Origin of the sequence: Hominifimenecus sp. rT4P-3, from assembly GCF_051055405.1 — a bacterium.
Lineage (GTDB): Bacteria > Bacillota > Clostridia > Lachnospirales > Lachnospiraceae > Pseudolachnospira.
In genome coordinates this window covers 1,285,531-1,301,076 of sequence record NZ_CP167068.1, presented here as the reverse complement: position 1 = coordinate 1,301,076, position 15,546 = coordinate 1,285,531, and the positions used below count along the sequence as shown (strand labels likewise).

Genomic DNA, 15,546 nt, shown 5'->3' with positions numbered 1-15,546 from the left:
TCCCGCTTTCCTGCGGATGCGAAGTTCTAACGAAACGTTTCCAATAAGGCGTCGAATTCCTCCATCGTCATCAAAATCTGCCTTGCCTTTGTCCCTTCTTCCGGTCCCACCACGCCGGCGTCAGCCAACTGATCCATAATTCTGGCAGCCCGGTTAAATCCGATCTTAAAAGCTCGCTGCAAATTTCCGATGGATGCTTTCTCCTTTTCAATGATAAACCGTCCGCACCGTTCAAAATACTCATCCCGATCACCGGCTCCCACGGAGCCCTCATCTTTGGCTCCCGCCAGATGCCGTTCCAAATCCTGAGGAACCGCTGCGACCGGATCCGCCTGTTCCTTTAAGAAGTCCACCACATCGTTCACTTCGGAGTCGGACACAAAAGCTCCCTGAATACGGACCGGATGAGGATAACCGGACGGATGGAACAGCATATCGCCCTTCCCCAGCAGCTTCTCCGCGCCAACCATATCGATGATCGTTCGGGAATCCACGCCAGAAGAAACAGCAAATGCAATCCGGGAAGGCACATTCGCCTTGATCAAACCAGTGATAACATTGACCGAAGGTCTTTGGGTAGCCAACACCAGATGAATCCCCGCCGCACGGGCCAACTGGGCCAGACGGCAGATCGCTTCCTCCACCTCGCCGGGCGCTACCATCATCAAATCCGCCAACTCATCCACAATCACGACGATCTGAGGCATCTTCTCCATCTGATCGTCGTCGGCTTCCTCCACCTTCTGGTTATATCCCTTGATATCCCGGACATTCTGATCCGCGAATCGTTTATAACGGTCCGTCATCTCCGCTACCGCCCAGTTCAAAGCTCCGGCGGCCTTCTTCGGATCCGTCACAACCGGAATCAGAAGATGGGGAATCCCATTATAAACGCTAAGCTCTACCACCTTCGGGTCAATCATAATCAATTTGACCTCGTCGGGAGTCGCCTTATATAAAATACTCATAATGATCGTATTGATGCAAACAGATTTACCGGAACCCGTCGCACCCGCAATCAGAAGGTGCGGCATACGGGCCAGGTCGGCTACGATCACCTTTCCACCGATATCCCTGCCAACGCCGAAACCAATCCGGGAAGGGAATTTTCGAAATTCCTCCGAATCCAACAGTTCTTTCAGGTAAACGGTCTGATTTTCCGTATTTGGCACCTCGATGCCAACCGCCGCCTTTCCTGGAATCGGCGCCTCAATTCGGATGTCCGCCGCCGCCAGATTCAGCTTGATGTCATTGGTCAGGCTTAAAATCTTGCTAACCTTTACCCCTTGCTCCGGCTTCAGTTCATAACGCGTTACGGTGGGCCCGCAGCTGATATCCGTCACCGTCACCCCTACGCCATAACTTTGCAAGGTCTGCTGAAGCTTCACCGCCGTCTCCTTTAACTCCTGCTCGGACATGCCGCTTTTCTTGGGTCCCATCTTTAACAAGCGCACCGATGGCAGGACATATTCCCGCTTCACCTTGGGGGGCGGCGGCGCCACAATGGAAACCGGCTCAGTTTTCACATCATGATCGCGGAAGGTTACGCCGGAGTTTCCATCGTTCTGGCTATTTTCCCGCCAAATACTTTCCCCATGACCGGCGGATTTCTTCGGAACCGGAATAACGGTTTCCTCCACCGCAGAAGGTTCCGGAGCCGCAAATTCATCATAAGCCGCCATGGAATCCTCGTCCTCATCGGCCCTTCCTTGCTCTTCCTCCCAAGATCCGGAAAGAGGTTCTTCCGGTGCTTCCGGCAATCCCCAAACCGCAGACTCGCTGTCTTCCACATCTTCCTGGACAGACGAATTCCAAGCGGAGACGGCAGCCTCCCGATCCCAGGCCGAACTCTCCCCTTGAAGCGAACCTGACAAATCTGGCGAAGAAAAATCCGTGCCGTCCTCCATGGCCGCCCGCAGCTCTGCATCCAATGCCTCCAACTCGCTGAGGGTTCTTTTGTCTTTTCTGCTGTGAATACTCTCCATCCCCACCGGCGCATCGAAATTCGGTTCATCTTCTATCTCTGTAAAAGTGGGGGCCGGCTGGTGGATGGTCCCCGTAAAGGTATCCAAATTCAGCCCGGAACCAGGCGTCTCCAAAACTGGCGCTTCCGCTATTTTGGGATCGGGTACTGGCATCTCCATTTTGCGGTCCTTTTGTTTGGAAACAGCTTCTTCCAAAACTTCGTCACTGGCTGGTTCCGCCAGAGTAATATGTTCCAAGTCCACGCCTTGAACCTTTTGCTCCACCCGCATCCGTTCCTCTCGGAGCTGCTCCGTGCGCAAACGCCGGGCTTCCTGCTTTTTCGCCGCACGAAGCGCCTGCTCTTCCCGCATCCGAGCCATATCTTCCTTGGCAGAGCTCATCACACGGGCCCCCCTCTCATGAAGGGGACGTATAAATGATTTCCCGGTGACAAAAACAACGCCCGCAATGGTCAAAACCACCAAAATTACATAAGCGCCAAGCACGCCTAACGTCGGCACCAACAGTCGATACCAAATACCGCCGCAGACGCCTCCGTTCATCCCTTCGGCGCCCATCTCATAGTAATCCTTTAATCCATAGGATGTCCCAAGGCTGCGGGCTCCCAAAAGTTCTAAAATCCCACACAAGGTCACCAGGGTCATTCCTAATACCAAAATTTTTAAAAATGCGGCGACTGGATAATCACTTCCGTTGGAAGCGGCAAAGCAAACCGCCCAAAAGAAATAAATAGGAAATATCCAAGCTACGGTGCCAAAAAGTCCGAACTGAACCGATTTTAACCCCGCCCCAATACTTCCGGCCATGCCCATATTTCCTAAAAACAAGATGACAGCGATTGCAAACGCCACTAAAATACCAATCTCTTTTCCAATTCCACTGCTCTGATTTTTGGCAGAATTCCTTTTTCTGGAAGACTTTTTTGCAGCCGGCTTTCGGGAAGAAGCCGTTTTCTTTTTGCTCCCCGAAGACGGTTTTCTTTTTGCCTGTGCCAATGTTTCAATCCCTCCTAAATTCCCCGTTTTTCCTTATAAATAGGAAGCAGCAACATACTTAATTATAGCTGCTCTCCAAGTTGTGTCAAGCAAAACTCATCGAATTCCTGGATCGCTGGTTTTCCTTATATGGTGATGGTGCCGCCAAAAGTTATATCTGTTTTAGTATAACATATTTTTCAAGGAACGCAAACATCCGTTCTTGACTTTTTCTGGATTTCTCATCCAATAAGGCTTGTCAAAAATTTAATTTTGTTGTATGATCGTATTTACGTCATAGAGTATAAAAACATATAGGAAGGACTGAAACACTATGGAAAAGTTACTGTATGCAGCACCCGTTCTCGGCGTGCTGGCCCTGCTATTCGCCCTGCTTAAGGCAAGCAACGTTTCCAAGCAGGAAGAAGGCACCGACCGCATGAAAGAAATTGCGGCTGCCATCAGCGAAGGCGCTAGAGCGTTTCTCTTTGCAGAATACCGGATTCTAGTCATCTTCGTTGCTGTTCTCTTCGTCGCCATCGGCTTTGGCATTAACTGGCTGACCGCGGTTTGCTTTTTGGTAGGCGCCGTCTTTTCGGTTGCCGCAGGCTATGCCGGCATGACCGTCGCCACAAAAGCCAATGTCCGCACGGCCAATGCGGCCAGAACCGGCGGCATGAACAAGGCCCTGGGAGTCGCCTTTGGCGGAGGCTCCGTGATGGGTATGTGCGTGGTTGGCCTTGGTCTTCTTGGATGCAGCGTGATCTATGCGATCACTGGTCAGGTGGAAATCCTCTCCGGCTTCAGCTTAGGAGCATCCTCGATCGCCCTGTTTGCCCGTGTAGGCGGCGGTATTTACACCAAAGCTGCCGATGTAGGCGCGGATCTGGTTGGCAAGGTAGAAGCCGGTATTCCGGAGGATGATCCGAGAAACCCTGCCGTTATCGCGGATAACGTGGGCGATAACGTCGGCGACGTAGCCGGCATGGGAGCTGACCTGTTCGAGTCTTATGTAGGCGCTCTGGTCTCTGCCCTGACCTTAGGTATCCTGGTAGAAGGCGCGTTTACCGGCGCAGGCGCCGTATTCCCCTTGGTATTAGCCGCTGTCGGTATCCTGGCTTCCATCATCGCTACCTTCTTTGTCCGCGGCAATGAAAACGCAAACCCTCATAAGGCTCTGAAAATGGGGTCTTATGTATCCGCCGTTCTGGTTGTGATTGGTTCTCTGATCTTAAGCAAACTGTTCTTTGACGGTTTCCAGCCGGCAATCGCCATCATCTCCGGCTTAGTCGTCGGTCTGATCATCGGTATTGTTACCGAGATCTATACCTCCGGCGATTACAAATCCGTAAAGAAAATTGCAGATCAATCTGAGACCGGCGCTGCCACCACCATCATTTCCGGTTTGGCAGTCGGCATGATGTCCACCTGTGTCCCGATTCTCCTGATCTGCGTCGGCATCTTTGTCTCCTATCAGGTTGCCGGCTTATACGGTATCGCCTTGGCTGCCGTAGGTATGCTGTCCACCACCGGTATCACCGTAGCGGTAGACGCCTATGGTCCGATCGCGGATAATGCTGGCGGTATCGCCGAGATGTCCGGTCTCGATCATTCTGTCCGTGAAATTACCGATAAGTTGGATGCAGTCGGAAACACCACGGCCGCCATGGGCAAAGGCTTTGCCATTGGATCCGCCGCTCTGACTGCCCTGGCTTTGTTTGTTTCTTACGCACAGGCAGTTGGACTGACTGCCATCAATATCCTGGATTCCAACGTTACCATCGGCCTTCTGATCGGCGGTATGCTGCCGTTCCTATTCTCCGCTATGACCATGGAATCGGTTTCCAAAGCGGCTTACAGCATGATCGAGGAAGTGCGCCGCCAGTTCAAGACCATCCCTGGCATCATGGAAGGAACCGGCAAACCGGACTACAAGTCCTGCGTGGCCATCTCCACCACTTCCGCATTGAAAGAGATGCTGATTCCCGGTATCATGGCGGTACTCGCTCCCCTGGTTGTCGGACTGCTTCTCGGCACCTCCGCCCTGGGCGGACTGCTGGCCGGCTCTCTGGTTACCGGCGTCCTGATGGCGATCTTCATGAGCAATGCCGGCGGAGCCTGGGACAACGCGAAAAAGTATATTGAGGAAGGCAACCACGGTGGAAAGGGAAGCGAGGCTCACAAAGCCGCCGTTGTCGGCGATACCGTCGGCGATCCTTTCAAGGATACCTCTGGCCCGTCCATCAACATCCTGATCAAACTGATGACCGTCGTATCTTTGGTGTTTGCACCTCTGTTTTTGACCTACGGCGGACTGCTGATCAAATAAAATCCCGCTCGCTCCTGCGAAACGGTAAAATATAATTCGAACGTAACCCGCGGCGCTCTTCGATTTTTCGTCGAATTGGCCGCGGGTTTTTCTATTCCAGGTTCCAAGAAAAAACAGATCTTGCGCAACCCTCTCTTTTTCGATACAATAAAAAAAGCAACCATGGAAGGGAGGGGAAAATCATCCGATACTTTTCCCAATTTCAAAAAAGAACCAAATGTTTTCTCATTACTTTTTTATGCGCTGCTTTATTTCTCACCGCTATCCCGGAGACAGCAGCCGCCCAGAATCCAGTGGAGGCCTTTGTCACCCGCCTTTACCAAAATCTATTGCAGCGGGAACCGGACGCCGTGGGCTTTCGCGGTTGGACGGATGCGCTGATATCTGGTCGTGAGCAAGGCGCAAAAGTGGCGCAGGGCTTCATCGAAAGCGTGGAGTTTCGGTCTCGAAATATTTCTAATACGGAATACGTCCGCTTGCTCTATGCAACATTTCTGGACCGGGAACCGGATGCTTCCGGAATGGCAAACTGGCAGGCGGTCTTAGACAGCGGCCTTTCCCGGCTGTACGTTTTCCGCGGTTTTGCCGAATCACAGGAATTTACCGGGATCTGCCAACGATATGGTATTATCCGAGGAAATGTTCAACTAACAGCCCCGCGGGACCAAAATGAAGGGATTACTCGCTTTTTGGTTCGCTGTTACCGGTTGTGCCTAAAACGGGAACCCGATGAAGGCGGCTTAAATGATTGGTGCAGTCGAATCCTCTCTGGAAACTGCGGAGCAATGGAGGCAGCCTACGGTTTTATTTTTTCCCGGGAGCTGTTAAACCGAAACCTTTCCAATGAGGACTACCTGAAGGTACTCTACCGCACCTTCCTGGATAGGGAACCGGATTCCTCCGGTTTTCAAGACTGGATGCAACGCTTAGCTTCCGGGAAATCAAGAGCAGAAGTATTTTATGGCTTTGCCTATTCCGTGGAGTTTCAGAAAATTTGCAGTAAATATCAGGTTCCTTTGGAGGCCGGCGGACGAATTCCGTCTGACAGCAGCACGCCCTTAGAGCGTCATGGCGCACTCTCCGTGTCCGGCACGAACCTCATCGATCAAAATGGCGAACCGTTCCAGCTAACCGGTATCAGCACCCACGGTCTGGCCTGGTTTCCTCAATACGTCAGTCTGGACGCGTTCCGTACCTTACGGGATGATTGGGGCGCTAATCTGATCCGTCTGGCGCTGTACACAGAAGAATACGGCGGCTACTGTTCCGGCGGGGACCGTGGGCAGCTGAAAGCACGCATTGATGACGGCGTTTCCTATGCTACCGAGCTGGGCATGTACGCCATCATCGATTGGCATATTTTAAGCGACGGGAACCCCATGACGCACAAAGAAGAAGCAAAAAGCTTCTTCTCTGAAATGTCAAGGAAATATCGGGATCACCGCAACGTCCTCTATGAAATTTGCAACGAGCCAAACGGCGGAGTATCCTGGGATACAATCAAAAGGTATGCGGAAGAAATCATTCCCGTCATCCGTGCCAATGACCCCGACGCCGTCATCCTAATCGGCACGCCAACCTGGTCACAGGATGTGGACGCTGCGGCGCGCAACCCGATCAAAGGCTATGGAAACCTGATGTATTCCCTGCATTTTTATGCGGCCACCCACACGGATTTCCTGCGAGAAAAAGCGCGAACCGCTCTCAACAAGGGGCTCCCGCTCTTTATCACGGAGTTCAGCATCTGCGATGCCTCCGGCAATGGCGCCATCGACTATCGCCAGGCAGAAAAATGGTTTCAGCTCATAGACGAATACAATCTCTCCTATGCCGGATGGAATCTATCCAACAAAGGCGAGACATCCGCTCTCCTTCGCTCCTCCTGCCAAAAGACGAGCGGATGGGCAGATCATGATCTAAGCGATACCGGACGCTGGCTGAAAAAGCAAATACAGAGCGAATAAGAAAGCAAAAGGGGACGATTCGTCCCCTTTTGCAGCATTCATCACAATATATCCTGAAATGCCTCCCGCCAAGCCTCGATCAATCGTTCTAAGCTCCAGGCTGCATTGGCTGGGCTTGTGGAAGGAAGCGTAAGAGCCGGCCGGCCCGTCTGTTGTTCACAGTATTTCTGATACAGACGGGCGGCCGTTTTTCCGTTTACAAAAATCTGACATACCTCCGATTGCGCTAGGATTCTGCTCAGATCATTGGGTACTACATTCCGAATACTGCTGTCGCTGGACCCCTCGATATCACAGGATGCAATCACGTCCCAAACCGCAATCTTATTTTGCAGCAAAAAGGCTCTCTTTTGTTCTATGGTTTCCGGCTTTTGCACGCCCAGTACCCGGCTCAAAACCGCCCAAAACCGATTTTGGGGATGGTGATAGAAAAACTGCCCCTCCCGTGACTTGACAGATGGAAAGCTGCCGAGAATCAATATCCGGGAGGCTGCGTCAAAAACAGGATCGATTTCATGGATCACATGTTTCATACCTGTCTCCTTCATCCTACCTCTCAATCCCATATTTCTGGCACAATTTGGCAAATTCCTGGCTGTAAATAAAGCCGTCTAACACTTCCTCCCGGCTGCCGCCAGAGGCCAATATCCGGCACCATCCTTCCATGCCAGTGGAATCCGGTTCCCGGTTAAACATCGTCCGATAAAGCAGAGTCACGTACTGACGGTCCGAATGGCCTTTGCCGATAAACTCCCGGCTGAAAAAGAATCCTTTCGTCAGTTCACCGCCGCCAAACTCGTGGCGAAGCAGACGTCCGGTCCAATCATATAGCCCATTCTTATCAAAACGCCTCCCCAGACATACCGTATACATACGGGATACAAAAGCCGTTACATCCGGATTTTGATCTACCACTTCCGGGGATGTATAAGAACCCGCGTCAATACCGTATCTCTGACAAAGATTCCGAAACTCCTGCGAATTTGCAAATCCCGCGAACAATCCATAGCGGCTCATCCCCTGGGCGCTTCTCTCCAGCCAAAAAGCCTTTCCGCCCGCATCAGAAGCCCTGCCTAAAATCGTTCGATAAAGCAGTTCAATATAGTCGGCGTCCGATGTATTTTTCCGTCTATATTCCTCACTGAAGATAAAGCCAAAGGCAACGCCCGTTCCGCTTTCCCGGCGTTCCACCAAAACATTTTTCCAGGAACGCCATCCTCCAGCATCCGGCGTCCGCCCTAAAACTAGCTGATACAGCCGGGTGACAAAATCTCCTACAGGATCCGAAGGCGTCGTCCCCGTCGTTTGCTTCGGAGCAATCGTAAAATCTCGTTTCAGCACACAGGTTGCGCGTCCCAAGGAAAAGGTATAATACAAAGAGGCCTTGCCCTGTGCCAATGCCTGCAAATTTCCGGAAGAAGAACCGACAGATAGAATCCTAGACGCGGAACTGCTCCAGCGTCCCGCAGGCGCCGAAAGCGTTCCTTTTCGTTCAATCGAAGCCCAGCCGGTATCCCCTACGGTTCCCAGAGAGGACGACGTCATCCGGATACCCGTGGTGCCAGAAAAGATCTTGCCAGACGACGCCATCCAAGTACGTCCCGTTATCTCCTGGCCGGTAGCTGCCACATCCCAGTACACCCTGGAAAAAACCATACTTTTGTTGGAGACATCCACTACATTCGCAAAGACACCTCCTAAAATCGGACTGCTTCCGGTTCCTTTCACCGGGCCTGCAGCAAAGCAGTCTCGAATCTCAGACTCCTGCACATAGGAGCATAGCCCGCCTGCCTCAGGGGCTGTCACAACAGCCGACGTCCGACAGCTATCAAGGAGGCCGCCCTGCATCAAAAATCCGACGAGCCCGCCTGCCCGGCTATTGGAAGAAATACTGCCTCCCTCCACCACGACGCCGGAAATCTCCCCAAAAGACATCGCCACAATCCCCGCATATCCACTGCCAGCTTTAACCTTTGGATTTTGAAAGGTCACATTTCGGATGGCTGCGCCTGCTTCCAACAGTTCCACGAGGCCAGCGCTCAGATCGCCGGAGACGGTAAGACCGGAAATGGTTTTTCCATTTCCATCCAAAATCCCCTTAAAACTGGGGACCATAAGAAAATTGCTGCCGGACAAATCCAGGTGATTCATCAGCCGGTACCATTCTCCCCGCTGTGCCGCCCCAATCGCCGCCAGATCGCTGGCCGTATAGATCTCATAGGGCTGCGCCGCCGTTCCGTTTCCTTTTAAAGCCTCTGGCACCGTCAAATCAAAGGTAATCGACCCATCCGCATTTTTCCGGATATGATCCACAATAATTCCACTGTTCGCTCCATCGGCATAATAAATAATCCCACTGTCATAGCCGGGGTTTTCCTTCCCCAACGCTTTTCCCAGAGAGGTAAAACCCTTCGCATTGTCCGCGGAAAGCGTAGCATAACCGATCTCTCCATCGCCAACATGATACCCGCTTTCCCCAGGCCGAAAGGCATAGATAAAGTCCGGCGGCCCCATCGCATTTCCATCCCAAGCGCTGGGACCGGTTTTGCTTTCGTTGATGCGATAAACCAAAAGTCCCCCATTCTTCTGTTCCGTATTTCCCGATTCTACCGGCCGGTTCTCAATAATAAAGGACGCATCCTCGCGGAGAGGTGAACGCACCTTTATCGCATACACTTCATTGGGATCCGTATACTGAGCTGCGGCCAAAGTGATATTCTTTCTTGTCTCGGAAATCACCTGCAGAGGCGCTCCATATCCAAAGAACTCCCGTTGATAATATGCGGAAAGATTCGGCGGCTCCATCCCGCCTCCATCCATGATATCCCAGGGACCCATCGGTTTCGCATTTTGGTCTGTAACCCGATATAAATCCGGCGCGCCCATGGAATGCAGATATTCATGAATTACCGTCTGGGAAGACCGCTTATATGTGCCAAAAATCCCGATATTCTCGCTTCCCCGGTTTAATATAGTATAAGTTTTGACATAAAGTCCCTTCACTGGTACATTGATCCAGGAGTCAATCTTATGCGGCCAAAGCAGATCTCCGTGGCAAATATTTTCGATTCCACATGCACCGTAAACCGGCAGCACAAAAGAGATGGAGTCAATCACACCATCCCCATCGGTATCCAAATCCAAATCAGAAGCATCCAGTTGGCTGCGCACTGCCGTCATTGCTTCCGTAACCAGTTCCCGCTCTCTTTCGATTCTCTGATCGCTGGTATATCCTTCGCTGAGGGTACCGTCGGATTTCACATACTGCTTTTTAAAATAGTCGCTGGTATGGGAAAGTTCTACCGAATAATAGCTTCCGTCCGCATTACGGGGGAAAAAGGAAGTATCCACCTGATAACGGCCGTAGGAAATACGCGACAAATACTTCTTCAAAGAATTTTCATCTTGATTGAAGGTTTTATTTACGTTTTCTGCTTTCTGCTCCGTAATGTATTCCCCTGTATCTTGAAACCGCAGGAACACAATCACATTGTCAATGGAACGGGCGGCGCCCTTTGAGGAGAGCGCAAGGCTCTGTGTGGACCCATAATGGTCCAATTCCAGGCTTAAAATCTCCTCTGTATCTGCTTCTGTCCAGGAAAGTTCTTCCTGCAACGCTTGTTCCTGCGACTCATCTCCCTGACCACGTTCTTCTTGCAAAGCTGTCTCTTGCACAGTTTCTTCTGAAATGGAAGTTTCTTCCGAAAAAGAAACTGGTTCAGGAATGCTTTCCTCCGCTGTTTCTCCTTCCGAAGCGCTGCTTTCCTCCGCTATGATAGACGATTCGGCTGGAAGCGCGCTGCCGTAGACAACGCTATTTCCTGCCAAAAAGACAGCAAGCAATAAACATATGATTCGGCTGGACCACTTTCTCATCTTTCTTCTCCTCGTCTCATTTCACATAGAAAGCACCGCTCTTTGCATTGACACGGCTTTCTCAAACGTCATCTTAACACAAAGTTGGTGCTTTCTTTTTTGCTTATTACAATTTATTCATCGATACTATAGTTTGGTGCTTCTTTCGTAATATGCACGTCATGGGGATGACTTTCCTTTAGGGATGCTGCCGAAATCTTGATAAAGCGGCCATTTTCCTTCAAAGTCTCAATCGTCGGAGCTCCGCAATACCCCATTCCGGCGCGCAGACCGCCGATCAACTGGAATACGGTATCCTCCACCGTTCCCTTGTAAGCCACGCGTCCTTCTACGCCTTCCGGAACCAATTTCTTTGCGTCATTCTGGAAATAACGGTCCTTACTGCCATTTTCCATCGCGGCAATCGAACCCATGCCACGATACACCTTGTACTTTCTTCCCTGATATAATTCAAAGGTTCCCGGGCTCTCATCACAGCCGGCAAACATGGAGCCCATCATGCAGAGATTTGCTCCCGCCGCAATCGCCTTCGTCATATCGCCGGAATACTTGATTCCTCCATCTGCAATAATCGGAACTCCGCTGGCCTTCGCCGCTTCATAGCAATCCATGACCGCCGTAATCTGAGGAACGCCGATACCTGCTACCACACGAGTCGTACAGATCGAGCCAGGGCCAATTCCTACTTTTACTGCATCCACACCCGCTTCAATCAATGCCTTTGTCGCCTCCGCAGTCGCCACATTTCCGGCAATCACCTGCAGCTCCGGATACTTGGCTTTGATCGCACGGACCGCATCTAAAATATTTTTCGAATGACCATGGGCGGAATCGATGACGATGGCATCTACCTTGGCGTTGACCAAAGCGTCCACCCGCTCCATCATATTGCCGGTGATTCCAACCGCCGCTCCGCAAAGCAGGCGTCCCTGATCGTCCTTCGCAGACAGCGGGTACTTGATCTGTTTTTCGATATCTTTAATCGTAATCAGGCCTTTCAGATTAAAATCCTGATCTACGATCGGAAGCTTCTCTTTTCTGGCTTTCGCCAAAATCTTCTTGGCCTCTTCCAACGTAATGCCCTCCTGGGCGGTTACTAGGCCTTCAGAAGTCATGCACTCGGAGATCTTCTTTGTAAAATCTTCTTCAAATTTCAAATCGCGGTTTGTAATGATGCCGACCAGCTTCTTTCCCCTGGTAATCGGAACGCCGGAGATGCGAAACTTCGCCATCAGTTCATTGGCGTCCGCCAACGTGTGATCCGGGGAAAGATAAAAGGGATCGGTGATTACTCCATTCTCGGAACGTTTCACCTTATCCACTTCCTCGGCCTGCTGCTCAATCGACATGTTCTTATGAATAATCCCGATTCCGCCCTGTCTCGCCATAGCAATAGCCATGCGGTGTTCGGTTACTGTATCCATACCGGCGCTCATCATCGGTATGTTCAGTTTGATTTTTTTCGTCAGGTGGGTAGAAACATCTACCATATTGGGAGTGACTTCTGAATAAGACGGCACCAGCAGCACATCATCAAAAGTAATTCCTTCGCCAATAATCTTCCCCATTATCGTGCTCTCCTTCTATCGTCTATTGTATTGTTACGAGTGTAGCAAAACTAACCGCGGATGTCAAGAAAGCTGGACAAAAACCTGAGAAAATTTCTCTAGGGGCAGTTGTCAGAAGCCCTATGAAACAAAAAAGCCGCAGTCTTGCCAGCAACTCCGGCAAAACTGCGGCTCGTATTTTTTATTTGATAAAAAACAGGAATTACATCATTCCCATGCCCGGGTCAGGCATCGCCGGAGCCTTCGGCTCTTTGATGGTGGAAACCACGGACTCGGTGGTAAGCAGCGTAGAAGCTACGCTGGTTGCATTCTGCAGCGCGCTTCTGGTTACCTTGGCAGGGTCCAGAATGCCAGCTTCGATCATGTCGACATAGGCTTCGTTCAAAACGTCAAAGCCAACGCCAACGGCGGACTCTTTTACCTTGTTGATGATAACGGCGCCTTCCAAACCTGCATTGGCAGCGATGTGGAACAGAGGAGCCTCCAAAGCTTTCAAAACAAGCTCTGCGCCCGTCTTCTCGTCTCCGCTCATCTCTTTTGCCATCTTTTCAACTTCCTTAGCGGCATGGATATAAGCAGAACCACCACCGGTGATGATGCCCTCTTCCACAGCAGCTCTCGTAGCTGCCAGAGCATCTTCCATACGAAGCTTCGCTTCCTTCATCTCGGTTTCGGTTGCAGCGCCGACACGGATTACCGCTACGCCGCCGGACAGCTTGGCCAATCTCTCCTGATATTTCTCTTTGTCAAACTCGGAAGTGGTCTCTGCCAACTGGGCTCTGATCTGTCCGATTCTAGCCTGGATGTCTTCGCTGGAGCCAAGACCGTCTACAATGATCGTATTCTCCTTCGTTACCTTGACGGATTTCGCACGACCCAGCATATCCATGGTCGCATCTTTCAGCTCGTAGCCAAGTTCCTCGGAGATCAGCTGACCGCCGGTCAAAACAGCGATATCTTTCAGCATTTCTTTTCTTCTGTCGCCGTAGCCAGGAGCCTTTACGCCCACAACGGTAAAGGTGCCGCGCAGCTTATTGACAATCAATGTCGTCAGAGCTTCTCCTTCAATATCTTCCGCAATAATCAGCAGCTTTCTTCCGCTCTGAACCACTTGCTCCAACAGCGGCAGGATCTCCTGAATATTGGAAATCTTCTTATCGGTAATCAGGATGCAGGGATCTTCCAGATTTGCTTCCATCTTTTCCATATCGGTGCACATATAAGCGGACAGATAACCGCGGTCAAACTGCATACCTTCTACCAAATCCAGCTCGGTCTGCATGGTCTTGGACTCTTCGATGGTGATCACGCCGTTTCCGGAAACCTTCTCCATAGCCTCGGCAACCATCTCGCCTACCGCATCGTCGCCGGCAGAAATCGCAGCCACGCGGGCAATCTGGTTCTTGCCGCTGATCGGCTTGCTCATTTCTTTAATAGCCTCTACCGCCTTCTCCGTCGCTTTTTTCATACCCTTTCTCAGGATGATCGGATTGGCGCCGGCAGCCAGGTTCTTCATACCAGCGTTTACCATGGCCTGAGCCAAAACGGTAGCGGTCGTGGTGCCGTCGCCGGCCACATCGTTGGTCTTGGACGCAACTTCCTTGATCAACTGAGCGCCCATATTCTCAAAGCCGTCTTCCAGCTCGATCTCTTTCGCAATGGTAACACCGTCGTTGGTAATCAACGGAGCGCCAAAGGATTTATCCAAAACAACGTTTCTTCCCTTCGGTCCCAAGGTTACGCGAACGGTATTTGCCAATTGATTAACGCCGGCTTCCAAAGCAGCTCTTGCTTCTGCGCCATATTTAATTTCCTTTGCCATGATAAATCAGCCTCCTTATTTTTCTACGATTGCAACAATGTCGCTCTGCTTCACAACGATATATTCTTCCTCGTCCAGTTTCACCTCAGTGCCGGCATATTTGGAATAAATAACCATATCGCCAGCTTTTACTTCCATCTTTACTTCCTTACCGTCTACCATTCCACCAGGACCAACGGCAACGACCTCTGCCTGCTGAGGTTTCTCCTTGGGAGCTCCGGTCAGGATAATGCCGGACTTTGTCGTCTCTTCTGCTGCCACATGTTTTAATACGACTTTGTCGCCTAAAGGTAATAACTTCATATGATCTGTCCTCCTGTTCTTACCAAATCTTTTCTTTCTCTGTTAGCACTCATTTCTGTCGAGTGCTAATTACTGTGTATATCTTATTCATTTAACGCAGGAATTGCAACGTCCTAATTTCCTATATTTTACCCATTTCCTCATATATATATCCTGTTTTCTCTGTTTTTCTCTCTTTTTTTTGTTTTTTTACTTTTCCCCCTTTTCAATCCACCAGATTTATACTACAATGTTACTACCTTCAATTAGCAAAACAAGGTACCTTATTCCAAAAATGGAAATTTATTTAGGAAAGGATGGATATTCCCATGAAGAAATTAGGAAAGTTTGTCTGCTTTACCGCTATCACCAGCGCTGTCGTAGGAGGCATTGCCTATCTGATGAAAAAAGATAAATTAAAAGTGGAAATCGAGCAAGAAGACGAAAATGGCGATACTTTTGAAGAAGACCTGAAAGATCTCTTCGATGATTTCAAAGAAGAGACCAAGGAAAAAATATGCGACGCCAAAGAGTGTGCGCAGGATCACATGGAGGATATGAAGGAAAAAGCCTCCACAGTTACCGATCAAGTCAAATCCGCCGCCGGGGAAATCAAAGAAACCGTTACCAAAACTGCGGAAGAGATCGCGGATGAAATAAAGGAATGATTTTTTTCCAACATGCCAAATAACATAGGTTCATAAAGAGGAGCAAACCCATCGATCTCGATGATTTTGCTCCTCTT

The 15,546-nt window shown here is 50.5% G+C and carries 9 protein-coding genes; 3 read left to right on the top strand and 6 right to left on the bottom strand.

Annotation, left to right across the window (positions count from 1 at the left end):
• Positions 1 to 26 precede the first annotated feature (26 nt).
• Complete coding sequence (locus ACCC71_RS06035) at positions 27 to 2,981, bottom strand: DNA translocase FtsK 4TM domain-containing protein (protein WP_434311518.1); 2,955 nt, start codon at positions 2,979 to 2,981, stop codon at positions 27 to 29.
• 313 nt (positions 2,982 to 3,294) lie between these two features.
• Between ACCC71_RS06035 and ACCC71_RS06030 the strand changes: the two genes are divergently transcribed.
• Both ACCC71_RS06030 and ACCC71_RS06025 read left to right on the top strand, forming a co-directional pair.
• Positions 3,295 to 5,289, top strand: a complete 1,995-nt coding sequence (locus ACCC71_RS06030; protein WP_434311517.1) for a sodium-translocating pyrophosphatase — start codon at positions 3,295 to 3,297, stop codon at positions 5,287 to 5,289.
• Between the two features lie 350 nt (positions 5,290 to 5,639).
• Positions 5,640 to 7,253, top strand: a complete 1,614-nt coding sequence (locus ACCC71_RS06025; protein WP_434311516.1) for a cellulase family glycosylhydrolase — start codon at positions 5,640 to 5,642, stop codon at positions 7,251 to 7,253.
• A gap of 41 nt (positions 7,254 to 7,294) precedes the next feature.
• Here ACCC71_RS06025 and ACCC71_RS06020 read toward each other — a convergent pair whose 3' ends face one another.
• The 5 genes from ACCC71_RS06020 to ACCC71_RS06000 all read right to left on the bottom strand — a co-directional run bounded on the left by ACCC71_RS06020 (position 7,295) and on the right by ACCC71_RS06000 (position 14,822).
• Positions 7,295 to 7,786, bottom strand: coding sequence for a DNA-deoxyinosine glycosylase (locus tag ACCC71_RS06020; protein WP_434311515.1), 492 nt, complete (start codon positions 7,784 to 7,786; stop codon positions 7,295 to 7,297).
• 16 nt (positions 7,787 to 7,802) lie between these two features.
• Entirely contained in the window at positions 7,803 to 11,129 is a 3,327-nt protein-coding gene (locus ACCC71_RS06015) for a DUF4214 domain-containing protein (RefSeq protein ID WP_434311514.1), read from the bottom strand.
• A gap of 113 nt (positions 11,130 to 11,242) precedes the next feature.
• Entirely contained in the window at positions 11,243 to 12,697 is a 1,455-nt protein-coding gene (gene guaB, locus ACCC71_RS06010; protein ID WP_434311513.1) for an IMP dehydrogenase, read from the bottom strand.
• 202 nt (positions 12,698 to 12,899) lie between these two features.
• Positions 12,900 to 14,519: a chaperonin GroEL gene (groL, locus tag ACCC71_RS06005; protein ID WP_434311512.1), complete on the bottom strand. Its 1,620-nt coding sequence runs from the start codon at positions 14,517 to 14,519 to the stop codon at positions 12,900 to 12,902.
• 15 nt (positions 14,520 to 14,534) lie between these two features.
• Complete coding sequence (locus tag ACCC71_RS06000) at positions 14,535 to 14,822, bottom strand: co-chaperone GroES (RefSeq protein WP_434311511.1); 288 nt, start codon at positions 14,820 to 14,822, stop codon at positions 14,535 to 14,537.
• Between the two features lie 308 nt (positions 14,823 to 15,130).
• Between ACCC71_RS06000 and ACCC71_RS05995 the strand changes: the two genes are divergently transcribed.
• Positions 15,131 to 15,469 carry a hypothetical protein gene (locus ACCC71_RS05995; RefSeq protein WP_434311510.1) on the top strand — a complete coding sequence of 113 codons (339 nt, stop codon included), beginning with the start codon at positions 15,131 to 15,133 and terminating at the stop codon, positions 15,467 to 15,469.
• The last annotated feature ends 77 nt before the right edge of the window (positions 15,470 to 15,546 follow it).

Excerpts from the sequence above, each read along its gene's own strand:
- ACCC71_RS06030 (WP_434311517.1), top strand. The coding sequence starts at position 3,295 with ATGGAAAAGTTACTGTATGCAGCACCCGTTCTCGGCGTGCTGGCCCTG.
- ACCC71_RS06020 (WP_434311515.1), bottom strand. The coding sequence starts at position 7,786 with ATGAAACATGTGATCCATGAAATCGATCCTGTTTTTGACGCAGCCTCC.
- ACCC71_RS06015 (WP_434311514.1), bottom strand. The coding sequence starts at position 11,129 with ATGAGAAAGTGGTCCAGCCGAATCATATGTTTATTGCTTGCTGTCTTT.
- guaB (WP_434311513.1), bottom strand. The coding sequence starts at position 12,697 with ATGGGGAAGATTATTGGCGAAGGAATTACTTTTGATGATGTGCTGCTG.
- groL (WP_434311512.1), bottom strand. The coding sequence starts at position 14,519 with ATGGCAAAGGAAATTAAATATGGCGCAGAAGCAAGAGCTGCTTTGGAA.
- ACCC71_RS06000 (WP_434311511.1), bottom strand. The coding sequence starts at position 14,822 with ATGAAGTTATTACCTTTAGGCGACAAAGTCGTATTAAAACATGTGGCA.
- ACCC71_RS05995 (WP_434311510.1), top strand. The coding sequence starts at position 15,131 with ATGAAGAAATTAGGAAAGTTTGTCTGCTTTACCGCTATCACCAGCGCT.